Raw genomic sequence first — 24121 nt, forward strand, 5'->3', positions numbered from 1 at the left:
ACCAAGCATCCGGGCCGTGCGGTGATCGCGCCACCAGTTCTTGGGTCTTCTCGCATAATGAGACGCTAATATCAACACATGGACATCTCAGGTGCACAGAGCCCCCTCCCTTCCCACGGGCCGGATGATCCGGCTTCTTCGTTCTCCCCCAGTGGCGTGGGCGTGATTGACAAAGCCTCCCTGATTCTGGATCTGCTGGAAGCAGGCCCGGCGTCGTTGTCCCAGCTGGTCTCCGCCACAGGGATTTCACGCCCCACCGTGCACCGACTGGCATCGGCCTTGGCACACCACCGGCTGCTGGGACGCGACATCCAAGGGCGATTCGTCCTGGGCTCCCGATTGGTGGAGCTGGCCTCAGCAGCTGGTGAGGACAGATTGATTGCCGCCGCCGGTCCCGTCCTGGTCCAGTTGCGCGACGCCACGGGTGAATCCGCCCAGATCTTCCGCCGCCAGGGCGAATGGCGGGTGTGCGTGGCCTCCTCCGAACGCCCCATCGGCTTGCGGGACACCATCCCGGTGGGAACCCAGTTGTCCATGAAGGCGGGATCTGCAGCTCAAGTGCTGGTGGCGTGGGAGGACCACGACCGCCTGTTGGAGGGCCTGCACGCTGCCCGTTTCACGGCCACCATGTTGGCGGGAGTCCGACGCCGCGGTTGGGCCCAGTCCATCGGCGAGCGCGAAACGGGCATCGCCTCCGTCTCGGCACCGGTGCGGGGACCTGGCGGACGGGTGATCGCGGCAGTCTCCATCTCTGGACCGATTGACCGGTTGACCCGCCAACCGGGGCGCCAGCATGCGGAGACGGTGGTGGCAGCCGCTCGGCAACTCACCCAGGCCATCCGCCCCGCCGCCTGAGACGCTCCGGTGCCACACGACCGCCGCAGAGGCGGCCCGCGGTCACTTCATGGCGGTGGCCCGCCGCAGTCCGAGCCCCACCTGGTCGTGGACGGTGAGTTCTTGTTCAACCGGTTGGATCACGTTGTGGTCAGCGGCCACAGCAATTTGCTCCCGTAGGCGTTTGGCCACTCGCCTGGCCCGCCACCGTCCTCCCCACCGGGCAAAGACTGCGCTGAGAAGCCCCAGAACCAATCCGAGAACAAGACCCGTGACCACCAACAACGTGGGAACGGGAACGCCCGTGCCCTCCACCTCAGGGGTGTCCGGAACCGGGATCTGCAAGTACTGCAAGGCGAACAGTCCCGTCAGCCACACCAGCCCCACCACCGCGGTCAGCAGAGCCAACCACTGGATCACGTCCAGCGGAAGCCACCACCAGGAACGGGCACCACGGCGCAGGTCCGTGTGAGCCAGGGCCTGGTCCAGCGCATCAGGCAGATCTTCATGGCGGGAGCGCGCTGCTTCCCGGATGGAGCGTTCCCACACCGGGGTGGCCCCTTCAGAGACTTCATCGGCAAATCGCCGTACTGCGGTGTCTGCAGAGGCCCGCTGGGCAGGAGACATGGGCGGCAGCGACGAACGATGCAGGGAGGGATCCTTGGCGTCGTCGTTGATGTCCTGCAGGTGCAGGCGACGCAAAGGGTCCTTGCGGAAGCCACTGGCCCAACGCACCGGCAACCATCCGGTGCGCTTGCCGGCGTTGAGCACGTAGGAGCGCCGGGCGGCCTGGGCGATGCCGTCTGCGTTGGCAGCGCGCACCAATCCTTCCGTGAGCTCTTCGCGGGCAAACGGAGTCACCCCGGCAGGCTGACCCACACCGTGAGATTCCTGCAGGGCTTCCACCGCACCTACCAGATCAGCCGAGAGCCGTGCGGCGGCAGCCTCCTTGCCCTCCACCACCTCGGCGATCCGTGCCCTCACTGAGCCGATCCCCATGCCGGTGGCGGCAGAGGTTGCCACCGGTGCTGATCTCCCCGTGGCATGCAGGCCGTCACGGCGCAGCAGATCGGACAGGGAGGCCAGAACACTACGGATTTGGTCATTGGGCAGGCGATCAGCTTGGTTGAGCACCACCAGTGTGACAGCGGCATGGCGTGACAGGGGCGCAATGAATTCGTCGTGCAACACGGCATCGGCGTATTTCTGCGGGTCCACCACCCACACCACCACGTCCACCATCCCCACCAGGCGGTGGGCGATCTCGCGGTGTTCGCGGGCCACGGAGTCCACGTCCGGCAGGTCCAGCAGCACCAGACCCTGCGGCACCTCAGTCCAGAGACCAGCCACCCCGGCCGACCACGGTGACTCGTCTGCCTCGTCCAGGACGTAGCGGGATTCGACCCCCAACCAGTCCAACAGGGGCTCGGCCCCGTGGGGGGAACCCAGGACGGCCACGGGGGATGTGGTGGTGGGGCGGCGAACAGCGGCATCGGCCACTGGTCGCCCCACCACGGCGTTGAGCAGGGAGGACTTGCCGGAGCCGGTGGCACCGAAGAACCCCACCACCGTGTGATCTGCAGAGAGAGAACGCCTGGTCACGGCGCGTTCCAGGACGGCGTCAGCGCGCTCGACGGCGTGATCGTCCAGGCGGCCTCGGCCGGCCTCAACAGCTTCTTGGAGCCCTTCCAGGCGTTGGTCAATGTTGAAGGTCTGTACCTTCTTGCGGCCCAGTTCGATCACAGCTGCTCCCCCGTGCTCTGCACGCGCTGGGCTGCATCGCGGATGGCCCCGGACTTGGGGTCATCCACCACGTCGAGACGTTCCAACCAGGGCTGTTCAAGGGACTGCACCAGCTCCCGCAGCCTGACTTCCAGGTCCTTGCGGGCCTTCTCCGCCAGGCGGCGCACGCCGTCCTCACCGAACACGGCCTCCAGCAGCTTGGTGCCCACCACACCGGAGGCACCGGCAATGCCGATCTCCGCACCGGTGAGTCCTGCGGACATGGAGAACACGGTGATCATCAGGGCCACGGTGACCACGTTGAGCCCGATGGAGAGCACCCTGGCCTGGGTGCGCTTGCCTGCACCTTCACGCTGGATCAGCTCCATGACATCGCCCTGCCAGGCGCGGATCACAGCGGCACAGCGGTCAGGGACGTCACGGGGCAGTTTGCCCAGGTCGTCGTCGCCCAGCAGTGCCCGCCCGGCGCGCTCAGATCGCCAACGCCGCTGGGAGTTCTCCCCCGCCTTGGCCAGTTCTTCCACGATCACCGCTTGCAGCCCCGATTCCAGGGCCTGTTCCACTTGGACTTCAGGGGCCGGTTTGCCTTTGACGGCCGAGCTCAGACGGTCCCGCAGCCGACCGATCCTGGCCTCCACGGACCGGAAGAACTCACCGGTGCCCACAAAGTCCTGCCAGCGGGAGAGCACCTCGTCACGCAGCAATGAGCCGTCCTTGGTGGAGGCGATGATCTCCTGCAGGGCCCGCTCGTGGGCTTCCACCACGTCCGTGCGCAGTTGAGTGGTGACGGTTTCCTGGGTTGCCACGTCTTCTGAGATTTCCTGGCCGCGTTCGGCCACTTGCCGCAGCGCTCCACCCACGGTTCGCCTGGCGACCTCAGCACGCGCCATGGAGTCCGCGGCCAGGTCGGCCAACCAGGAATGCAGTCCGTCCACCAGCCCTGCCGGAAGCATGCCTGCCGCGTTCAGCGGAGCCTCCGGGATCACAAAAATGGGTGCCTGACCCAGCCCGTGCTCGGTGAGCATCCGTTCCAGGTCCGGTTCGATTTCCTGGGCCACCCCCTGGGGCACCCGGTCCAGAACGACGGCGACCGTGATGTCACGTCGGCCGGCTTCCACCAACAGTTCCCACGGAACGGCGTCGGCGTAACGGTTGGCCGTGGTGGTGAACAACCACAGGTCCGCTGCAGCCAACAGCTGATTGGCCAGTTTGCGGTTCTCTTCCGAGATGGAGTCGATGTCCGGGGCATCCAGCAGTGCCACGCCACGGTTGATGCCCTCATCAGCCAACAGCACCAGGCTGTGCGTGGGTTCATCCACGTGTTCAGAGGCCGCGGGGGCATCCAATGTGGAGCGCGCGGACTGGGGTGAAGTTGATGCCAACTGCCCACGGACCCGTGCCAAGTGGGGCAGGACCCGGGTGCCTTCAAAGGCGTTGCCGTCCAAGGGGTGATGGATCAGCATGGGCTGACGCGTGGTGGGTCTCACCGCACCTGCTCGAGTCACAGGGCGTCCCACCAAGGCGTTGACCAGCGTGGACTTGCCGGCACCCGTGGAACCACCCACCACGGCCAGCAGCGGTGCGTCCAAGGACTTCACACGCGGCAGCACGTAGTCCTCGATTTGCGCCAGCGTTCGTCGCACGGACTCCCGGGCTGACTCCGCCCCTGGCGTTTCCAGTGGCAGCTCGGTGTCAGCCAGCAGATCTCGCAGATCCTCCACAGCCACAGCGGTGGCCTCCGCGCCACCGCCGGCCGGCTTGCGGGCAGCATCTGCCTTGCTTCGACCGGACCTGTCTAGATCAGACCTGGCCCGGTCGGATGGGACTGCACCGGAGGACACTTCACCAGAAGGAACTGGGTCAGACGGCATCGATCCATCCGGCAACGCGCTGGGGAGCTGACCCCACGGCAGGTGCCGCGTGGCCTCAGTGGAGAAGTTCTCGGCCGAATCCGCGGTTCGGTGGGAGCCCTGCGGGTTCAGCTCATGATCAGATGTGCTCACAGGGTTCATCATGCCCCATCTCTGGATCAGGTGTGGGAGCGCGGAACTCACTGATCCCAGCGAGATCACCACTAAACGGTGAAATCACCGGCAACGGGGTGTCATCTCATCAACAGCCGGTGATCTCACGCGTTGACCCGCGTGGACACAGCAAAAGCCCCGGACATCAGATGATGTCCGGGGCTTTTGCTCGGTGGTGACCCCAACCGGATTCGAACCGGTGTTGCCGCCGTGAGAGGGCGGAGTACTAGGCCGCTATACGATGGGGCCGAGGTGACTCAGATGAACGCAGAGTCTGACGTTCCCGGTGCCACCGGGAGACCCACACATCAACTGACAAGCTGATGTGTGGAAGCTGTAGCGGAGTGACCCCAACCGGATTCGAACCGGTGTTGCCGCCGTGAGAGGGCGGAGTACTAGGCCGCTATACGATGGGGCCGCTGGGGTACCAGGACTCGAACCTAGAATGACGGTACCAGAAACCGTTGTGTTGCCAATTACACCATACCCCACTGCACACGCGGCTTTCGGGCTTCAAGAAGTCCGTCGGCTGCGCGCAACGAGCAGAAACTATACCCACACTGCAGGGACCCGGCAAATCATGCCGGGCCCCTGTTCCCGCGCTGTGAGCAGCGTTACAACGGCTGCTGCGGCGTCACCGGGCAGCGTCTACACCTTCTGAACGACGCCGCAACAGCTCACTGAGCAGGTCGAATCGAGCCAGCGCGGATTCCTTGCCCAGGATCTCCAGGGATTCGAACAAGGGCGGCGAGACCTGACGGCCGGAAACGGCCACACGGGCGGGACCGAAAGCCAAGCGGGGCTTGATGCCCATCTCCTCCACCAGTGCCTGCCGCAGAGCGGCCTGAATGTTCTCCGCAGTGAAATCGTCCACGGATTCCAGTGCAGCGCGGGCAGCCGCCAGGACCTCCGGCGCGTTCTCCTTGAGCTTGGCCACTGCTTGCTCGTCGTGGGTCAACACGGAGTCGCGCAAGAACAGGAAACCCAGCATGGGCACGGCATCGGCCAGCAGATCCATACGGGTCTGCACCAGGGGTGCTGCCGCGTCCAGGATTCGGTTCTGCCGCTCCGTCAGCTCCCGGTCCAGCACTCCCCCGGACTGCAAGTAAGGCACCAGCCGGTTGCGGAACTCCTCCGGATCCAGCGCACGGATGTGGTCACCGTTGATGGCCGTGGCCTTCTTCAGGTCGAATCGAGCGGGGTTGGCCAGGACGTCGTGGATGTCAAAGGCCTCCACCAACTGCTGCTGGGTGAAGATGTCCTGATCGGCAGACAGCGACCACCCCAGAAGCGCCAGGTAGTTCAACAGGCCTTCGGGGATGAACCCGGCATCGCGCAGATTGAACAAGCTGGATTCAGGGTCGCGCTTGGACAGCTTCTTGTTTCCCTCACCCATGACGTAGGGCAGGTGGCCGAACTGCGGAACCCGCTCGGCAACCCCCACTGCCACCAGCGCGCGGTACAGCGCAATCTGGCGCGGAGTCGAGGAGAGCAGGTCCTCACCGCGCAGCACGTGAGTGATGCGCATCAGGGCATCGTCCACCGGGTTGACCAGGGTGTAGAGCGGCTTGCCATTGGCTCGCACGACGACGAAGTCCGGAACCGTTCCCGCTGCAAACGTGATCTCACCGCGGACCAGATCCGTGAAGGTGATGGCCTCATCGGGCATGCGCAGGCGCAGCACCGGCTCCCGGCCCTCAGCACGGAAGGCCTGGATCTGCTCCTGGGTCAGGTCACGGTCAAAGTTGTCGTAACCGAGCTTGGGATCACGCCCGGCCGCCTTGTGGCGGGCCTCCACCTCCTCAGGGGTGGAATAGGACTCGTAGATGACTCCGGCATCCTCGAGCTTGGCGATCACCTCCTGGTAGATCTCCCCGCGCTGGGACTGGCGGTAGGGCTCGTGCGGGCCGCCGACGGTCACGCCTTCATCCCAGGTGATGCCCAACCAATCCAGTGCTTCCAACAGCTGGTTGAAGGATTCTTCCGAGTCCCGGGCAGCATCCGTGTCCTCGATCCGGAAGATCATCTTGCCGCCGGTGTGACGCGCGTAGGCCCAGTTGAACAAGGCTGTGCGAATGAGACCCACGTGTGGTGTTCCGGTGGGTGACGGGCAGAAACGAACACGGACATCGGTGCCGGTGGCCTCAGGCGCGCCGGAGGCGGCAGCATCCGCTGAGGTCAGAACGGTGGTTCCAGTCGTGTGGGCTGATACGGGAGATTCGGTCATGGGTGTTCACAAATCCTTGTGTGGAGAAAACATTGGTGGGCCCGGGCTGGGCTGGGCTGGGAGAAGTGTTCTGTCAGCGGCGCAGGATGGTGGCCAGGGTACCGATGCCTTCGATCTCCACCTCGAGCCGGTCGCCGTCGTCGACCTTTCCGACCCCGGCAGGAGTACCGGTGAGGATCACGTCCCCGGGAAGCAACGTGAACGCCTGGGAGACGTAGGCGATCAGGTCGGCCACACCAAAGACCATGTCTGCGGTGGTGCCATCCTGTTTGGGTTGGTCATTGACGTAGGAGCGCACGGCCAGATCTGAGGTGTCCAACTCCGTTTCGATCCACGGCCCCAGGGGGCAGGCACCGTCAAAGCCCTTGGCCCGGGCCCACTGGCCGTCCGTGCGCTGGGCGTCACGGGCCGTCAGATCGTTGGCACAGGTGTAGCCGAAAATGACGTCGTTGACCTGATCCACCGGCACGTCCTTGCAGATTCGACCAATGACCACGGCCAACTCGGCCTCGTAAGAGACCTCCTCGGTCCAGGTCGGCAATGTGACAGGGTCACCTGGGCCTGCCACGGACGTGTTGGGCTTGAAGAACAGCAGCGGGCTGACAGGCAGCTCGTTACCCATCTCCTTGGCGTGATCGGCATAGTTGCGGCCAACGCAGACCACCTTGGAGCGTGGAATCACCGGAGCCAACAACCGCACGTCCTCCACCGGCCAGGACTTGCCCTCCACGGGTTGAATGCCGTTGAAGAAGGGGTCCCCGGCCAGGGCAGTCACGGTCAGGTCCTCCCCTTCACCGTGCACCACGCCGTAGTAGATCTCATCCTCTGCAGTGAATCGGGCAATACGCATGGACACCAGGTTAGTGGTCATTGCGTGGTGCCCAGAAACAACGCCGCCCGGTCGGGTGGACCGGGCGGCGTCACAGGAAGGATTCGGGTGGCTCAGGCCAATCGGGTCAACCAACCGTGTCGGTCTTCCCCACGGCCGGTCTGGATGTCCAACAGTTCCTTGCGCAGGGACATGGTGATCTCCCCGGGCCGGGCGTCATCCGGGCCGATGACTTCCGTGTCACTGATCAAACGACCCACCGGGGAAATCGCCGCGGCCGTGCCGCACGCAAAAACCTCCGTCAATCGCCCGGAGTTCACGCCGTCACGCCACTCATCCAACGTGAACGCACGTTCCTGAACCGTCATCCCACGATCCTTGGCCAGCTGGATGATGGAATCGCGGGTCACGCCTTCCAGGATGGTTCCGGTCAGTTCCGGGGTCACCAGGGTGTTGTCGTCAAACACGAAGAACACGTTCATGCCCCCCAGTTCCTCGATGGCGTTTCCGCGCTGCGGGTCCGTGAAGATCACCTGCTGGCAACCGTGGGCATCGCCTTCCATCTGGGCGATCAAGGACGCTGCGTAGTTTCCGCCGCACTTGGCGTTGCCCGTTCCGCCGTGACCTGCCCGAGCCCAGTTCTTGGACAGCCAGATGTCAACGGCGGTGCCTTCTCCGAAGTAGTTCCCGGCAGGTGAGGCGATCACGGAGAACAGCACCTCGCGGGCTGCACGGACGCCCAGGAACACCTCATTGGCAATCATGAACGGGCGCAGGTACAACGACTGACCGTCACCGGTGGGCACCCAGTCCTTGTCTCGGGACACCAGTTCCTTGAGCGAGTCCAGGAACAGCTCCTCCGGCAGAGCCGGCATGGCCATGCGCCGGGCCGAGCGGTTGATGCGCGCAGCGTTCTTCTCCGGCCGGAAGGTCCACACGCTGCCGTCGCCGTGCTTGTAGGCCTTCAATCCTTCAAAAATCTCCTGGCCGTAGTGCAGCACGGCTGAGGCAGGATCCATGGACAGAGGGCCGTACGGGAGCACCTGCGGTTGCTCCCACTCACCCGTGCCAGCCTCCACATTGCCCCGCCACTGGATCTGGACCATGTGATCCGTGAAGTACTGGCCAAAACCGGGTGCGTCAAGAATCTCCTGGCGCCGTTGCGGGCTGGCCGGGTTGGGGTTGGGTGTGGTGCTGAAGGTGGTCATGGGATTCTCTCCACTCATGCTGGCGTCTGTTGCCCACCAGCCTACGGAACAGGTGTGATCAGGCGGGCAATGCGGCCACGATGGCGTCGCCTATCTGCGCGGTGCTGCGCTGTGTGGCGCCGTGGTCCTCCAGGTCCGAACGGACCGCTGAACGGATCTGCTCCGCCTGCTCACCGTGGCCCAGGTGTTCCAGCATCATGGCCGCAGCCAGGATGGTGGCCACAGGGTTGGCCTTCTGCTGACCCGCAATGTCCGGGGCAGAACCATGGACGGGTTCAAACATGGACGGCGCAGTGCGCTCTGCATTGATGTTGCCGCACGGAGCCAGCCCGATGCCGCCGGTGATGGCGCCTGCCAGGTCCGTGATGATGTCACCGAACAAGTTGTCCGTGACCAGCACGTCAAATCGCGAGGGATCCGTGGTCATGAAGATGGTGACGGCATCCACATGGAGGTAATCGACCGTGACGTCCGGGTACTGCGGCGCCATGGCGTTGACGGTGCGCTGATAGAGATGGCCCGCGTTGACCAGCACGTTGTGTTTGTGCACCAGGGTCAGCTTCTTGCGCTCACGTCGGCTGGCGAGCTCAAAGGCAAAACGCACCAGGCGCTGCACCCCGTGGGCGGTGTTCAAGGAGACCTCGGTGGCGATTTCCTGATCGGTCCCCTGCCGCAACACACCACCGTTGCCTGCGTACGGACCCTCTGTGCCCTCGCGGACGACGACGAAGTCCACCTCACCTGGATCCCGCAGCGGGGACACCGTGCCCGGGAACAGCTCGGAGGGACGCAGATTGATGTAGTGGTCCAGGCTGAAACGCAGTTTCAGCAGGATCTCACGTTCAATCAGTCCTGACGGGATCCGGGTGTCACCAGGGGCTGCGCCAACGGCTCCGAACAAGATCGCATCATGCTCACGGATCTTCTCAAGCGTCACTTGAGGCAAGGTCTCCCCCGTGGCCAGCCAATGCTCGGCACCCAGCGGGAAGGGAGTTTTTTCCAGGGCGATGTTGGCGGGCCCACAGACAGCGTCCAGCACCTTTTCCGCTTCTGCCACGACCTCCGGGCCAATACCGTCTCCCGCGATCACCGCAATGCGGTGGGATGTGGAAGACGGTGACTGGTGCGTGGTGGAGGTCTGCTCGCTCATGCCCCGATCCTAGGGTGCGGTGGTGACCCCGTCCCACATGGCGAATGCAGATCTCAATATTCGGACACATGGGACCTCGGCGTGTGACTCACCACTTGAGCGCCTCGGGTTCCTCGTACCGCGGGAACACCGGCGTTGGTTTGGGAAGCTGCGTTCCGGGCTTGATTTTCTCCGTGATGGCGCTGAACTCACGGTCCTTCTCCGGCTGCCCCAGGACATCCAGAAGTTTTGCCGCAGAAGCCGGCATGAACGGCTGGGTCAGCAAGGCCACCACCCGCACCACTTCCAGGGTGGTCCACAACACGGTCTGCATGCGCTCCGGGTCAGTCTTGCGCAGCACCCACGGCTCCTGAGCCGTGAAGTACCGGTTGCAGTCAGCCACCACACGCCAGATGGCCTCCAACGCACGGTGGAACTGGAGGTCGTCGAAGGCCTCCCGTACCGGCCCCAACAATTCGTGGGCGGCGTCCAGAATCTCCCTGTCCGCGGGCATCAACTCCCCCATGACCGGAACCTGGCCATGGCAGTTCTTGGCCACCATGGACAGCGAGCGCTGAGCCAGGTTGCCCAGATCATTGGCCAGGTCGGCATTGATCCGGGCCACGATGCCGTCGTGGGAATAGGAGCCGTCCTGACCGAAGGAGACTTCCCTGAGGAGGAAGAAGCGCACCGGATCCAACCCGTATTCACCGATCAGGGCATGAGGGTCAATAACGTTGCCAACGGACTTGGACATCTTTTCGCCCTGGTTGTAGAGGAACCCGTGCGCAAAGACTTTCTTGGGGACCGGCAGCCCTGCAGAGATCAAGAAAGCCGGCCAGTAGACCGAGTGGAACCTGGCGATGTCCTTGCCGATCACGTGGACATCAGCCGGCCAGAATTTCTGGAACATCTGGGACTCGGTGTCCGGGTAGCCCAGTCCGGTTAGGTAGTTGGTCAGGGCGTCCACCCAGACGTACATGACGTGCTCGGGATCCCCCGGAACGGGTACACCCCAATCGAAGGTGGTGCGTGAAATGGAGAGGTCCCGCAGTCCGCTGCGCACGAACTCCGCGATCTCGTTACGGCGTGTGGTGGGGTGTAAGAAGCCTTCACGGTCGTAGAGCTCCAGCAGGCGGTCCTGGTAAGCGGACAACCGGAAGAAGTACGAGGATTCCTCTGTCCAGGTCAGCTCCGTGCCGGTCTCCTTGGAGTAGCGCTGACCGTCTTCACGTACTTCCGTCTCGTCCTCGCCGTAATAGGCCTCGTCGCGCACCGAGTACCAACCCGAGTAGGAATCCAGGTAGATGTCACCGGCTTCCTGCATGCGCTGCCAGATCTCCTGGGAGGCCGTGTAGTGATCGGCGTCCGTGGTCCGGATGAAACGGTCGTAGGAGATCCCCAGGGCATCGTCCATGGCCTTGAAAGCAGCGGCATTGCGGTCAGCCAGCTCCTTGGCGGTGATGCCTTCCTTCTGCGCCGTCTGCTGCATCTTCTGACCGTGCTCGTCCGTGCCGGTCAGGAAGCGGACGTCATAGCCGTCCAGGCGCTTGAAGCGAGCCAGGGTGTCAGCCGCAATGGCCTCGTAGGCATGCCCGATGTGCGGCGAACCGTTCGGGTACGAGATCGCAGTCGTCAGGTAGAACGCGGGGCGGGCATCGGCTGCAGCGGGAGTTACCTCGGAAGTCACGGGCTCCATGGTAACGGCCATCCAGAACTGGGATTCGCCATCCGGATCCGGCACGGGCGTCACAGACAGACGTGTCCGTGTCACGGATTCACATGTGCAACCGCCGGTGCCAAGCTAGGGCTGTACCCGCCTCCATCCGGAGGTGGCCTACGTCAACACCTCGTGAAAGGGACGTCATGCGCAGTGAACTCTTTGCCCCCGAACACATGGAGCGGCAAACCCAAGATCAGTGGGCTCTGCAGTCCAAGAAGATGCTGAGGGTCAACATGACGCAGGACATCATTGCCACCAAAGGTGCCATGGTGGCCTACCAGGGCCAGATGTCATTCCGGCATGAGGGCTCTGGCACAGTGGGCAAGTTCCTCAAAAAGGCCCTGACCAACGAGGACGCCCCCATGATGCGGGTCTCCGGTCAGGGTGAGGTGTTCTTTGCCCGGCAGAACCGTTTCATCTTCCTGCTGTTGTTGGAAGGTGAGGCGATCACGGTCAACTCGTCGTCCTTGTTGGCCTTTGACTCCTCCCTGAGCTGGGACATCCGCCGCGTGCAAGGTGCCGGCATGCTGGCCGGCGGGCTGTTCAACCTGGAACTGTCCGGTCAGGGATACGTGGCTATCTGCTCTGATGGTGATCCCATGGTGTTGGACGCCTCCGGACAGCCCACCTTTGTGGATCCGCAGGCCGCTGTGTGCTGGTCGGCCAACCTGGCACCCAGCATCAAGAATGACTTCAACTTCTCGGGAATGCTGCGCGGAGGATCCGGTGAAGCCTTCCAGTTGGCTTTCCATGGCCCCGGTTTTGTGGTGGTGCAGCCCTCCGAAGGCACGCCCGTGGTGCGCGCCGGTGGTTAGAGAGACGGAGGCAACTCCGGGGGAAATTTCCTGGACGATCTCCTGAACTGATGCACGGTGCGGCCCGCGAACCACTGGGATTCGTGGGCCGCACCGTGTGGTGGGTCAGGCACTCACGACGGCGAGCTGGGTGGCCAACTCCTGCTCGAGGGCTTCCACGATCGCGTGAGTGACGTCTTCCGTGGATGCCGTCCCACCGAGATCACGCGTGAGGTGACCTGCACCCGTGGCCGATTCAATGGCGCGTTCAACGGCGTGTGCTTCTGCTTCCAGACCGAAGTGGCGCAGCATCAAGGCCCCACTGGCAATGGCCCCGATGGGATTGCAGATGCCTTGGCCGGCAATGTCCGGTGCGGAACCGTGCACGGGCTCGAACATGGACGGGAATCGCCCTTCCGGGTTGAGATTGGCGCTGGCGGCAAGACCCAGGCTGCCCGCCAGCGCGGAGCCGAGGTCGGAGAGGATGTCCGCGTTGAGGTTGGAGGCCACCACCACGGAGAGCTCCTCCGGGTGCAGCACGAACTTGGCGCTCATGGCATCCACCAGCACACTCTCCGTGGCCACATCCGGATACTCCTGGGCGACACGGGCGAATACCTCGTCCCAGAGCACCATGCCGTACTGCTGGGCATTGGACTTGGTCACGCTGGAGACCTTCTTCACGCTCCGAGTGCGGGCCAGCTCGAAGGCGAAGCGGATGATGCGCTCACACCCCTTGTCCGTGAACAGGGAGGACTGCACGGCGACCTCGTTGCCCGGCCCGCGCCCGGAGAGGTTGCGCCCACCCAGACCGGCGTACTCGCCCTCGCTGTTCTCCCGCACCACGATCCAGTCCAACTCACGGTCATCGGCTGCTCTCAGCGGGGAGTTGACACCGGGCAGGAACTTCACCGGACGGATGTTGGCCCACTGATCAAAGTTCTGGGTGATGTTCAGCCGCAACCCCCACAGGCTCACGTGGTCGGGGACGTTTTCCCACCCCACGGCACCAAAGTAGATGGCATCGAAGTCGGTCAGGGCTTCCAATCCGTCCGACGGCATGAGCTGCCCGTGTTGGGCGTAGTACTCACTGCCCCAGGGGAACTCGGTCCAGTCAAAGCTGAAGCGGCCTGCGGAGGCAGCAGCCACGGCATCCAAAACCTGGCGCCCTGCGGAAACCACCTCTGCTCCCACTCCGTCGGCGGGAATGGCTGCGATGCGGTACGTGTGGGTCATGGTGTCCTCCTGGTCTCTGATCTCTCACAAACCAGTAGAGCGCAGTCACCTGCATGCCGTCTAAGACCTGTTTTCTCTGATCCACATAGGTTGGACCTATGTATTCACCCTCACAAGGCCTCGGCGCGCGCCACGTCCACCAGAGCGCGTGCTGCTGGTGTGAGGTCCTGACGTCGGCTGATCAGCGAGACTGACAACTCAGGGGCATCGGCCAAGGCATGCACCCCCAGGCCCAACTGCTCGGCTGTGCAGCGCCATGCACTGGGGAGGATGGTGTGACCCACACCGGCCGTCACCAGGGGAAGCACCGAGGACCGGTGGTCCGTCTCCACCGCCACCTGTACCGCAATGCCTGCGGCCAGCCAGTCATCCAGGACCCTGCGCGTCAATGTTCCAGGAGCCGAGGCCACAAAGATGCTGCCCTCCAGGTCACTGCCCCGCAGCGGTTGACCAGATCTCAGCATCGGTGCCTCAGGATGAGTCACCAGAATCAGGGACTGACTCCCCAACGGCATCACCTCAACGTCTGCTGCCAGTGGCGTGGTATTGCCACCCAGCAACCCCACCTCAGCCTCACCTGATTCAACAGCGGTTAGCACCTGGCGATCCGTCAGGGCTGAGCGCACCCTCAGCGCAATGTGGGGATGCAAGGCAGCCAGTCGGGCCGTGATGGAGCTCAGCGGTTCCAGCGCGGGAGTGGGCATGGACACCAGATCCACGTGACCACCCCTGACCTCAGCCACGGTGGCAGCCGCGTCATGGACGGAATCCATGTGCCGCACCGCCGCACGAGCAGGCCCCAGGAGTGCCTGACCTGCTGAGCTCAGCACCATGGTGCGTCCCACACGGTGGAACAGTGGCACTCCCAGCTCTTTCTCCAGACCCTTGATGGACTGGGACAGGGAAGGCTGGGCGATCCGCAGGTGCTCAGCCGCCCGGGTCACCCCGCCCTGATCCACCACGGCCAAAAAATGCCGCAGATGGCGATTCTCCATGGATCCTCCCGGGCTCAGCGCGATCTTGGGAAACAGGGCTCAACGACGCCGCCCCCGCACACCATCACAGTGTGCGGGGGCGGCGTCGTCGTGAAAACCAAGGCCTAGGGAAGGTGGGAAGATCCAGACCTGGCGGTGATCACGCAAACTTTTCCGGCTGACTCACAGTCACGCGGGGGGTCAGCGAGCAGCGGTACCCTCAGTGTAGTCGGAATCGGTGTCAGTCCAAACAAAGAGCTTGCGCAGCTCACGACCGGTGGTCTCGATCGAGTGGCCTTCTTCCTTCTCCCGCAGCTCCTTGAATTCCTTGGCGCCACCGTCCTGGTCCTCGATGAACCGGCGGGCAAATTTGCCGTCCTGGATGTCGGAGAGAACAGCCTTCATGTTCTCCTTGACGGAGGGGTCGATCACTCGCGGGCCGGAGATGTAGTCGCCGTACTCGGCGGTGTCGGAGATGGACCAACGCTGCTTGGAGATTCCACCTTCCACCATCAGGTCCACGATCAGCTTGAGCTCGTGCAGAACCTCGAAGTAGGCGATCTCCGGCTGGTAACCAGCCTCGGTCAAGGTCTCGAAGCCGTACTGCACCAGGTGGGACACGCCACCGCACAGCACAGCCTGCTCACCGAACAGGTCGGATTCGGTCTCTTCGGTGAAGGTGGTCTTGATGACGCCTGCGCGGGTGCCGCCGATGGCCTTGGCGTAGGACAGCGCAATCTCCTGGGCCTTGCCCGAGGCGTCCACCTCGACTGCCACCAGGCAGGGCACGCCGCGGCCGGACTCGTACTCGCGGCGCACGGTGTGGCCGGGGCCCTTGGGGGCAACCATGGCCACGTCCACACCCTGAGGAGCCTCGATGTAATCGAAGCGGATGTTGAATCCGTGGGCGAACAGCAGGATGTCGCCATCCTTCAGGTTCGGCTGGATGGAGTCGGCGTACACGGTGCGCTGAACCTGGTCCGGGGTCAGGATCATGATGACGTCTGCCTCGGTGGCTGCCTCGGCCACGGTCTTGACGGCCAGGCCCTCAGCCTCGGCCTTGGCACGCGAAGAAGAGCCTTCAGCCAGACCGACGCGAACGTCCACACCGGAATCGCGCAGGTTCAGCGCGTGGGCGTGGCCCTGGGAGCCGTAGCCGATAACAGCGACCTTGCGGCTCTGGATGATCGAAAGGTCTGCGTCGTCTTCGTAGAAGATCTCAGCTGCCATGGGGATGTGTCTCCTTCGTGCTTACTGCAGCTACTGCAGTTCTTGGACCTGCGGCATGCAGGCTGTCGTATGAGGGTGCAGACGCCGATTCGCTCTCAGCGCCGTGAATTGCGGATCTGGCCGCCACTGTGGCGGCACCATCCGGTGTCAGTGGCGCAACGCGCGATCGGACATCGATTTGGGCCCACGTCCGAGCGCCAGGGTACCGGCCCGGACGATCTCGCGGACGCCAAAAGGCTCCAGGACATCAAGTAAGGCCTTGAGCTTCTCGGTGGCACCAGTGGCTTCGATCACAACGGAATCGGTGGAAACGTCCACGATCGAGGCCCGGAAGAGGTCCGCGGCCTGCGTGACCTGCAGCCGGGTTGCGGCATCGGCACGGACCTTGATCATCACGTGTTCACGCTGCACCGAGGTTTCCGGTGGCAGCTCCACGATCTTGATGACGTGAATCAGTTTGTTCAGCTGTTTGGTGACCTGCTCCAGGGCATCCCCTTCAGCATCGACCACCACGGTCATGCGGGACAGCCCGGGAACTTCAGTGCTGCCCACGGCCAACTGGTCGATGTTGAAGGCACGACGTGCGAACAGCGCGGCCACCCGAGTCAAGACGCCAGGCTTGTCCTCAACCAGCACTGACAGCGTATGGCGGCTCATGCCCCTGCTCCTTCGTCTTCGCCAACCCACTCGGGGGTCATGTTCTGGGCAACCTGGATCTGGTCATTGGACACACCGGAGGGGACCATGGGCCACACCATCGCGTCAGCGGAGACCACGAAGTCGATGACCACAGGGCGGTCGTTGACCTCAAGGGCGGCCTTGATGGTGGCCTCCACGTCCTCCTCACGTTCGCACCGGAACGTGGCACAGCCGTAGGCATCTCCGAGTTTGACGAAGTCCGGGACACGGCGGGATTCATGGCCGGTGTTCAAGTGGGTGTGGGAGTAGCGCCCGTCGTAGAACAAGGTCTGCCATTGGCGCACCATGCCCAGCGACGAGTTGTTGATGACCGCCACCTTGATGGGGATGTTGTTGAGCACGCACGTGGCCAGCTCCTGGTTGGTCATCTGGAAACAACCGTCGCCGTCGATCGCCCAGACCGCGCGGTTCGGCTGGGAGACCTGTGCGCCCATGGCCGCCGGCACCGCAAAGCCCATGGTGCCCAGGCCTGCGGAGTTCAGCCACTGCCGCGGACGTTCGTAAGTGACGAACTGGGAGGACCACATCTGGTGCTGGCCCACACCGGAGACGTACACGGCCTCGGGGCCGGTGAGTTCGGAGAGCTTCTGGATCACGTACTGGGGAGCCAGCAGGCCGTCCTCTGTGGCAGTCCATCCCAGCGGGTAGGACTTCTTCAAGCCGTTGAGCGTGCGCCACCAGGCGGAAAGATCCGGGACGTCCGTGCGCTCGGTCTCGGCGCGGAAAGCCTCCGTGAGCTCCGGGATGATCGAGGCCAGATCCCCCACGATCGGCACGTCTGCGGTGCGGTTCTTGGAGATTTCAGCGGGATCAATGTCCGCGTGGATCACCTTGGCGCCGGGGGCAAAAGTGGGCAGCACACCGGTGACGCGGTCATCAAAACGCGCACCCAGGGTGATCAAAAGGTCTGCCTGCTGCATGGCGTAAACCGCTGGAACGGTACCGTGCATGCCGGGCATGCCCAGGTGCTGGTCATGCGAGTCCGGGAAAACACCACGGGCGGTCAGCGTGGTCACCACAGGGGCTCCGCTGGCCTCCACCAGATCCTCCAAAACCTCCGAGGCGTTGGCCTTGATGGAGCCGCCACCCACGTAGAGCACCGGGCGCTGCGCCTGAGCCATCAGGCGGGCCGCCTCACGGATCTGCTTGGCGTGACCACGTGCCACCGGCCGGTAACCCGGCAGGTCCAGGGTGGGTGGCCAGGAGAACTCCATCTGGGCCACCTGGGCGTCCTTGGCGATGTCCACGAGCACCGGACCCGGGCGCCCTGTGGAGGCCAGGTGGAACGCCTCAGCCAGCACCCGAGGGATGTCCTGAGCATCGGTGACCAGGTAGGAATGCTTGGTGATGGGCATGGTCATGCCCACGATGTCAGCTTCTTGGAATGCGTCCGAGCCGATCAGGGTGGAAGACACCTGGCCAGTGATGGCCACCATGGGGATGGAATCCATGTTGGCATCGGCCAGAGCCGTCACCAGGTTGGTGGCACCGGGACCCGAGGTGGCAATGCAGACTCCCACACGCCCGGAGGCCATGGCATAGCCCTCAGCGGCGTGGCCGGCGCCCTGCTCGTGACGCACCAGGATGTGGTTGATGGTGGTGGTCTCCAACAGAGGGTCATAGGTGGGCAGAATCGCGCCACCGGGCAACCCGAAAACATCGGTGACACCCAATTCCTCCAACGAGCGAATGACAGCCTGTGAACCGGACATGGCAATCGGCTCAACAACCTGCTGCGATCCCGGGACCTCCGGAGCCACCACAGAGGTTTCATGGCTCGCACGGCGATCGGCGGAAGTGTCCGCACGCTTGTTGGCCATCAGCGCCGGGCTGATGGACTGTCCCTTACTCATCTCGCGTCCTTCGGTTCGTTCTGTCCATGAAGGTGGCCACCACTGTGTGCGCACCGTCTGACCGCTCCCCCAGGGTTGCCACTTTCCGGATCAGAAATGTGACAACCACTGCCCTGGTTGTACCCCGCGTGGACAGGGAGGACCTTCACCCCCGGCTTGATGGAGCCGGACACGAAGAAGGCCCCGGCCGCCTGGTGGGCGGCTTACGGGGCCCGGTGCACGTTGTCGATGATACGGCGAGCAGGCCCGTCACCCAATGAGGATGACCGGGTCCGTTACGACGATCTTGGCTGTGGTGCACTGCATGTGACCATGGTCCGTTGCGGCGAGATCAGTGTCAAACAGCGGTCTCTCCATTTCACATCGTGAGACACCCCACATTCCGCTCCAGAAATGGACTCGGCGAACTGGAGGGCGTAAAGTCTTGCGTCGTCGCAGCAGCGGCACCACGTTCAGACTGTTTCCACTTGCATCCCTGCAGGAGAAAACGACGACGTGAGTGTGGTACTGTCTACGGCCGTAGCGAGCAGCCGCAAGGTTCGTTTCGCAGCTACATGCGCCTCTAGCTCAATTGGCAGAGCAGCTGACTCTTAATCAGCGGGTTCACGGTTCGAGTCCGTGGGGGCGCACCACCTCAAGATCCCGGTCAGACTCACAGGAGTCCGACCGGGACCTTTTCGTCCTTGCCTGTCGTGCTGCCCCACCACCCTCCCAACGCACCACTTACTCGGCACGACGCCGGAGTTGACGCCCACGATTGGCGCGGCCTCCGACCCAGGTCATGAAAGAACCCGTCATCGCGATGATGACGGGCGTTCAACGGCGTGCCTGGAGCACACGAACCGAACGATCAGTCAGTGGCCACGCGCGCCACGGGAGTCTGCGAACTCGGCGCGGGATCCGCGGTGAGTTCGTGCACCTCCCCGTCCTGGTCCACCTTGAGCTTCCAACGGGCGCCGCCGAGTGTGGTCACAATGTGCGCCAGGGAGCGTCGCAGTTGGTCATCCGACAAGGAGCCGTCCCCGATCAGGTCCTCCTCCATACGGGTGGCCTCAGTGAGAACTCGACGGCCCTCCTCCGTGATGACTACCAGATGACTGCGGCGATCATGGACGTTGCGGCTGCGTGAAACGTGGCCGTGAATCTCCAAGCGGTGCAGGGTCTTGCCCATGGTCTGGGCCTGCACCCGGACCTCCTGCGCCAGACGCGCCTGGGTCAATCCGCCCTGGTCCGCCAAAACGTCGAGCGCCATGACCCCAGCGCGCGTCACGCCCAGGGAGGCGAGGCGTTCGTTCCAGGCGTGTTCCACCAAACGGGCAGCCGTTGACAGTAGCCGGTTGGTTGGCCAGTTGGAGATCTTTGGCATGTCGGCGATTATACCCATGACGAGGGAAACAGTTGACTAAGTGTGCTTACACTTTACGGAGATGACGATCACACCGCCACGGCTGTTGCCACAGGGGTGCAACCTCTCCCCGTAGGACCAGTCCTGACCGAATCACGACCAACCCCTGCCGAAACATGACCATTCCTGGACGGAAGGAACCCATGACCAACCAGCTCACCCCAGGCGCACCGGCGCCCACGTTTTCCCTGCTCAATCAGGACGGCGAGCCGGTTTCATTGAGTGATTACGCAGGCAAGAGGGTGATCGTGTACTTCTACCCCAAGGCTTCCACCCCCGGCTGCACCACTCAGGCCTGCGACTTCCGGGACAATATGGCGCGATTCTTGGCTGAAGGTTACGCAGTCCTGGGCATCTCTCCGGACTCCCCCAGAGCTTTGGCCCCGTTCACCGAACGTCAGGACCTGAGCTTTCCCCTGCTCTCCGACCCCGATCACACCGTGGCCGAGGCGTGGGGCGCTTGGGGAGAGAAGAAGAACTACGGAAAGGTCTATCAAGGCCTGATTCGCTCCAGTTTTGTGGTGGACCCTGACGGCCGGATCGAGGTGGCTCAGTACAACGTCCGGGCCAAGGGGCACGTGGCCAAGCTGCGCCGGGACCTTGGGCTGGACGCTTGATCTTGACCGTGCAGTGTGGGGCAACCACTCCGGGAGCAAGTTCTCGGTAAACTGTTGCGGCCTCGTCGGCGCGATTGCGCCAACAAGCGGGGTCAGCGCGCGAGTGGTGGAATTGGCAGACACGCAGGATTTAGGTTCCTGTGCTCCGGCGTGCGGGTTCAAGTCCCGCCTCGCGCACCACGACGGCTCCGCTCTTTGCCGATCGAAGATCGTGCCGTGAAGGACCACACCATGGGTGATCCGCAGTGACCATGTTGGGCGAAGGTGGAGAGGAGTCTCATGACATCACGGTGTTCCCGGCGTCATTTCCTGTCCGCGGCCGCAGGTGGCCTGTTGGGTTCTGCCGCCCTGACTTCCACGTCTGGATGTGCGCGAGCTGATGACCAGCCTTCCTCGCAAAGTTCCCAGCCGGTGGCTCCGGCGCATTATGTGTTCGCCAACGCCGCCACGGCCCCGTCACTGGATCCGTCCCTGACGGACAATCTGGAAACGCACCGGATCGCACGCCAGATCCTGGACGGGTTGGTTGCCCCGGATCCCATGACCGGTGAGCCCGTACCCGCGCTGGCCACCGCCTGGCGCTCCAGCGAGGACGGATTGAGTTGGGACTTCGCATTGCGAACGGGCGTGTTCTTCCACGACGGTTCCGGGTTCGACGCCGAGGCCGTGGTGACCAACTTCAACAGGTGGGCCGCCGCCTCGGTTCGCGATTCCAGCACGGGCCGGCACAGCTTGTTCGACGCCGTCTTCCGCCGTGGTGCGCCGGAGGGTTCCATTTATCAGGAGTGCCAAGCGGTGGATTCCTCCACCGTGCGAATCCTGCTGCGCCGCCCGCATCCGTCCCTGCCCAAGGCCCTGACTCACCCGGCCTTCGGCGTCGCGGCGCCGTTGTCGATCTCTGCGGACACCGTGGGCACTGCGCCCGTGGGGACGGGGCCCTTCAAGGTCCAGGCGGGGCTGGACTCCGGTTCCGGTCAGCGCCCCGGTGAATCCGTGGTGTTGAAAGCCTCTGAGACCTACTGGGGTGACCTGGGGCCGATCGGCACTTTAGAATTCGTGGCCATCCCAGACACCGAACTGCGCTACGTGGCGTTACGCAACGAGCAGGTGGACGGCTATGACCTGGTGGGGCTGGACGCTTTTGCACCGTTGGCACGCGAAGGTGTGCAGGTCCTGCAACGGGACCCGTATTCGGTGGCTTACCTGGGCATGAACAGCAGCAGCGGGGCCTTCACGGACATCAACGTCCGTCAGGCTGTGATGGCCTCGATCGACCGTCAGGCAGTGGTCCGGGACCACTACCCGCAGGGCACCAACGTGGCGCAGGCTTTTCTGCCCGCCCGCTTCAACGTCCCGGACACTGAAGTCGGCTTCCCGGGTTACAACCCTCAGGAGGCGCGGGATCTGCTGGGTGCCTCGCAGTACGACGGCGCGCCGTTGCGCTTCCTGTACCCCACGGGGGCCTCACGGTCGTGGGCCCTGGAACCGGAACGCCTCTATGCCGATATTTCAGCCCAGCTCACGCGGACCGGCTTTGAGATCTCTCCCGTTCCCGTGCCGTGGAGCATCTACGAGGAAACCTTGCGTACCAGGTCGCAGGACCATGAACTGTTCCTGTCCGGTGTCAACGGCGGCTTTCGGGATCCCGATTACTTCACGGCCACACTTTTCAGCGCACCCACCCCTGAACTCGGGTTGGATTCGCCGTCGCTGCGCACCTTGATCAACGACGCCGCCAACGTTGACGACGGCGAGGACCGCCAGGAGCTCTACCGCAGGGCCAACGGTCGCGTGATTCAGGAGAAGGCAGCAATGCCCCTGGCCTTCCCGACGACCGGTGTGGCCGTGAACTCCCGGACGGCCAGCTTCCCCCTGAGCTCCACGGGCTTCGAGGAGTTCAACGCCATTCGGCTCAACGAGGCACCCTGAACTTGGCAAGGCACCCTGACCTGGGTGAAGCACGGTATCCGGTGGTGCAATGTGGCCCCGGACCGCGCGTTCGGTGTGCGTGAAAGATCACTGTCGGACTAATCTGGAACGTATCTATGAGCGCAGGGGCACCATGAGTCAGGCCCCCGTGTCTGACGACGGGAGACCCCACAGTGACCCAAGCGACAACCACCGAGTCCACCGACGTACTTCTGGTTGGCGGCGGCATCATGTCCGCCACGCTGGGCGCCATGCTCACGGAGCTGGAGCCCAACTGGAACATCATCCTTGTGGAGCGCCTGGATGGTATCGGTCAGGAGAGTTCCAGTGTCTGGAACAACGCCGGCACCGGACACTCTGCTCTGTGCGAGTTGAACTACGCCCCACTGAACCCTGACCGGACCGTGGGCACGGCCAAGGCCGTCAAGATCAACGAGCAGTTCCAGACCTCCCGCCAGTTCTGGGCCACCATGGTGGAAGAAGGCAAGCTGGGGCGGGCCTCTGATTTCATCAACCCGGTGCCCCACATCTCCATGGTCTTCAACGACGACCATGTCCGCTACCTCAAGGCCCGTCACCAGGCGTTCAAGCAGCACAAGCTCTTTGAGCGCATGGAGTTCTCCGAGGACCGCGACCAGCTGGCCGCCTGGGCTCCGCTCACCATGCGCGGGCGCGGCGCTGGATCCGTTGCCGCCACGTTCTCCCCCGAGGGCACGGATGTGAACTTTGGTGAACTCACCAAGCGTCTGGTGCAGCACATCTCGGCCAACGGCGGTCAGATCCGCACCGGCACCCAGGTCACCAACCTGACCAAGCGCTCCGACGGTACGTGGGCAGTGACCACCAAGAACCGGTTGAACTCTGAGGACACCCGGGAGATCAACGCCAAGTTCGTCTTCGTGGGCGCCGGCGGCGGGGCCTTGCCGCTGCTTCAGAAGTCCGGCATTCCCGAGATCAAGGGATTCGGTGGTTTCCCGGTCTCCGGTCTGTGGCTGCGCAACACCAAGCCGGAGATCGCCGAGCAGCACAACGCCAAGGTTTACGGTCAGGCCTCTGTGGGCGCCCCGCCCATGTCCGTGCCGCACCTGGACACCCGGTACGAGAACGGCAAGAAGTCGCTCTTGTTCGGCCCTTACGGCGGATTCAAGCCGAACTTCCTGAAGCAGGGCTCCCTGTTCGACCTCCCGCGTTCCGTCAAGGCGGACAACATCTACCCCATGACGCGTGCGGGTCTGGCCAACATGGACCTGGTCAAGTACTTGATCTCCGAACTGATGAAGTCCAAGGCCCAGCGGGTTGAGTCTCTGCAGGAGTACTACCCCACTGCTGACGGCGACGACTGGGAGCTGGTCCACGCAGGCCAGCGTGTTCAGGTCATGCGCAAGGACAAGCAAAAGGGTGGTGTTCTGCAGTTCGGCACGGAACTGATCACGGCCGGGGACGGTTCCATCGCAGGCCTTTTGGGCGCCTCCCCCGGAGCCTCAACAGCTGTGCCCATCATGTTGGACCTGCTGCAGCAGTGCTTCCCCAACCACCGGCAGACCTGGGAATCCCGTCTGACCCAGCTCATCCCGGCTTACGGTCGGGCGCTGGACACTGACGCCGCACTCGCAGACGAAATCATGGGCCACACGGCAGGTGTCCTGGGGATTCAGTGACCCTGCTCT

General features: G+C 63.6%; 18 protein-coding genes and 5 tRNA genes. 7 read left to right on the top strand and 16 right to left on the bottom strand.

All coding sequences use genetic code 11. The features are described 5' to 3' along the window. Positions 1-78: 78 nt before the first annotated feature. Positions 79-855, top strand: coding sequence for an IclR family transcriptional regulator (locus GTW58_RS04195; RefSeq protein ID WP_232817984.1), 777 nt, complete (start codon positions 79-81; stop codon positions 853-855). Between the two features lie 42 nt (positions 856-897). Here GTW58_RS04195 and GTW58_RS04200 read toward each other — a convergent pair whose 3' ends face one another. From GTW58_RS04200 to metG, 10 genes are all read right to left on the bottom strand, one after another. Beyond that, positions 898-2577 carry a GTPase gene (locus GTW58_RS04200; protein WP_232817983.1) on the bottom strand — a complete coding sequence of 560 codons (1680 nt, stop codon included), beginning with the start codon at positions 2575-2577 and terminating at the stop codon, positions 898-900. Beyond that, positions 2574-4580 carry a GTPase domain-containing protein gene (locus GTW58_RS04205; RefSeq protein ID WP_231559565.1) on the bottom strand — a complete coding sequence of 669 codons (2007 nt, stop codon included), beginning with the start codon at positions 4578-4580 and terminating at the stop codon, positions 2574-2576. The genes GTW58_RS04200 and GTW58_RS04205 overlap by 4 nt, the downstream gene beginning before the upstream one ends. 194 nt (positions 4581-4774) lie before the next feature. Then, positions 4775-4850 (bottom strand) — tRNA-Glu (locus GTW58_RS04210). Positions 4851-4946: 96 nt separating this feature from the next. Next, a tRNA-Glu gene (locus GTW58_RS04215) sits at positions 4947-5019 on the bottom strand. Position 5020: 1 nt separating this feature from the next. Continuing rightward, positions 5021-5092 (bottom strand) — tRNA-Gln (locus tag GTW58_RS04220). A gap of 143 nt (positions 5093-5235) precedes the next feature. After that, a complete protein-coding gene (gltX, locus tag GTW58_RS04225) occupies positions 5236-6828 on the bottom strand; it encodes a glutamate--tRNA ligase (protein ID WP_052209592.1) in 1593 nt (530 codons plus the stop codon). A gap of 73 nt (positions 6829-6901) precedes the next feature. Continuing rightward, positions 6902-7678 carry a fumarylacetoacetate hydrolase family protein gene (locus GTW58_RS04230; RefSeq protein ID WP_047690620.1) on the bottom strand — a complete coding sequence of 259 codons (777 nt, stop codon included), beginning with the start codon at positions 7676-7678 and terminating at the stop codon, positions 6902-6904. A 92-nt stretch (positions 7679-7770) separates the two neighbouring features. Then, positions 7771-8865 carry a branched-chain amino acid aminotransferase gene (locus tag GTW58_RS04235; protein ID WP_047690570.1) on the bottom strand — a complete coding sequence of 365 codons (1095 nt, stop codon included), beginning with the start codon at positions 8863-8865 and terminating at the stop codon, positions 7771-7773. Positions 8866-8923: 58 nt separating this feature from the next. Further along, a complete protein-coding gene (locus GTW58_RS04240) occupies positions 8924-10015 on the bottom strand; it encodes a 3-isopropylmalate dehydrogenase (protein ID WP_119932573.1) in 1092 nt (363 codons plus the stop codon). A gap of 88 nt (positions 10016-10103) precedes the next feature. After that, positions 10104-11693: a methionine--tRNA ligase gene (gene metG, locus GTW58_RS04245; RefSeq protein ID WP_052209597.1), complete on the bottom strand. Its 1590-nt coding sequence runs from the start codon at positions 11691-11693 to the stop codon at positions 10104-10106. Between the two features lie 167 nt (positions 11694-11860). Here metG and GTW58_RS04250 point away from each other — a divergent pair, with 167 nt between their 5' ends. Continuing rightward, the gene (locus GTW58_RS04250) at positions 11861-12532 is read left to right on the top strand and encodes an AIM24 family protein (protein ID WP_119932572.1); all 672 of its coding nucleotides are present in this window, start codon (positions 11861-11863) and stop codon (positions 12530-12532) included. Between the two features lie 105 nt (positions 12533-12637). Here the strand turns inward: GTW58_RS04250 and GTW58_RS04255 are convergent, their stop codons facing one another. From GTW58_RS04255 to GTW58_RS04275, 5 genes are all read right to left on the bottom strand, one after another. Then, positions 12638-13747: a tartrate dehydrogenase gene (locus tag GTW58_RS04255; protein ID WP_047690565.1), complete on the bottom strand. Its 1110-nt coding sequence runs from the start codon at positions 13745-13747 to the stop codon at positions 12638-12640. A gap of 110 nt (positions 13748-13857) precedes the next feature. After that, positions 13858-14742, bottom strand: coding sequence for a LysR substrate-binding domain-containing protein (locus GTW58_RS04260; protein ID WP_119932571.1), 885 nt, complete (start codon positions 14740-14742; stop codon positions 13858-13860). A gap of 180 nt (positions 14743-14922) precedes the next feature. After that, the gene (ilvC, locus tag GTW58_RS04265) at positions 14923-15951 is read right to left on the bottom strand and encodes a ketol-acid reductoisomerase (protein ID WP_119932570.1); all 1029 of its coding nucleotides are present in this window, start codon (positions 15949-15951) and stop codon (positions 14923-14925) included. A 147-nt stretch (positions 15952-16098) separates the two neighbouring features. Beyond that, complete coding sequence (gene ilvN / locus GTW58_RS04270) at positions 16099-16608, bottom strand: acetolactate synthase small subunit (RefSeq protein WP_047690556.1); 510 nt, start codon at positions 16606-16608, stop codon at positions 16099-16101. Continuing rightward, a complete protein-coding gene (locus GTW58_RS04275; RefSeq protein WP_119932569.1) occupies positions 16605-18503 on the bottom strand; it encodes an acetolactate synthase large subunit in 1899 nt (632 codons plus the stop codon). The genes ilvN and GTW58_RS04275 overlap by 4 nt, the downstream gene beginning before the upstream one ends. A 556-nt stretch (positions 18504-19059) precedes the next feature. Between GTW58_RS04275 and GTW58_RS04280 the strand changes: the two genes are divergently transcribed. Continuing rightward, positions 19060-19135: transfer RNA gene (locus GTW58_RS04280), tRNA-Lys, on the top strand. 218 nt (positions 19136-19353) lie between these two features. Here GTW58_RS04280 and GTW58_RS04285 read toward each other — a convergent pair. Further along, on the bottom strand, positions 19354-19869 hold the full coding sequence (locus GTW58_RS04285; protein WP_119932568.1) for a MarR family winged helix-turn-helix transcriptional regulator: 516 nt from the start codon (positions 19867-19869) through the stop codon (positions 19354-19356). 182 nt (positions 19870-20051) lie between these two features. Between GTW58_RS04285 and bcp the strand changes: the two genes are divergently transcribed. From bcp to GTW58_RS04305, 4 genes are all read left to right on the top strand, one after another. Continuing rightward, positions 20052-20525: a thioredoxin-dependent thiol peroxidase gene (bcp, locus tag GTW58_RS04290; RefSeq protein WP_047690547.1), complete on the top strand. Its 474-nt coding sequence runs from the start codon at positions 20052-20054 to the stop codon at positions 20523-20525. 97 nt (positions 20526-20622) lie between these two features. Next, a tRNA-Leu gene (locus tag GTW58_RS04295) sits at positions 20623-20705 on the top strand. Between the two features lie 99 nt (positions 20706-20804). Beyond that, positions 20805-22454 carry an ABC transporter substrate-binding protein gene (locus GTW58_RS04300; RefSeq protein WP_119932567.1) on the top strand — a complete coding sequence of 550 codons (1650 nt, stop codon included), beginning with the start codon at positions 20805-20807 and terminating at the stop codon, positions 22452-22454. Positions 22455-22627: 173 nt separating this feature from the next. After that, on the top strand, positions 22628-24112 hold the full coding sequence (locus GTW58_RS04305) for a malate:quinone oxidoreductase (protein WP_119932566.1): 1485 nt from the start codon (positions 22628-22630) through the stop codon (positions 24110-24112). The last annotated feature ends 9 nt before the right edge of the window (positions 24113-24121 follow it).

The organism is Kocuria subflava, from assembly GCF_012163155.1.
GTDB lineage: Bacteria > Actinomycetota > Actinomycetes > Actinomycetales > Micrococcaceae > Kocuria > Kocuria subflava.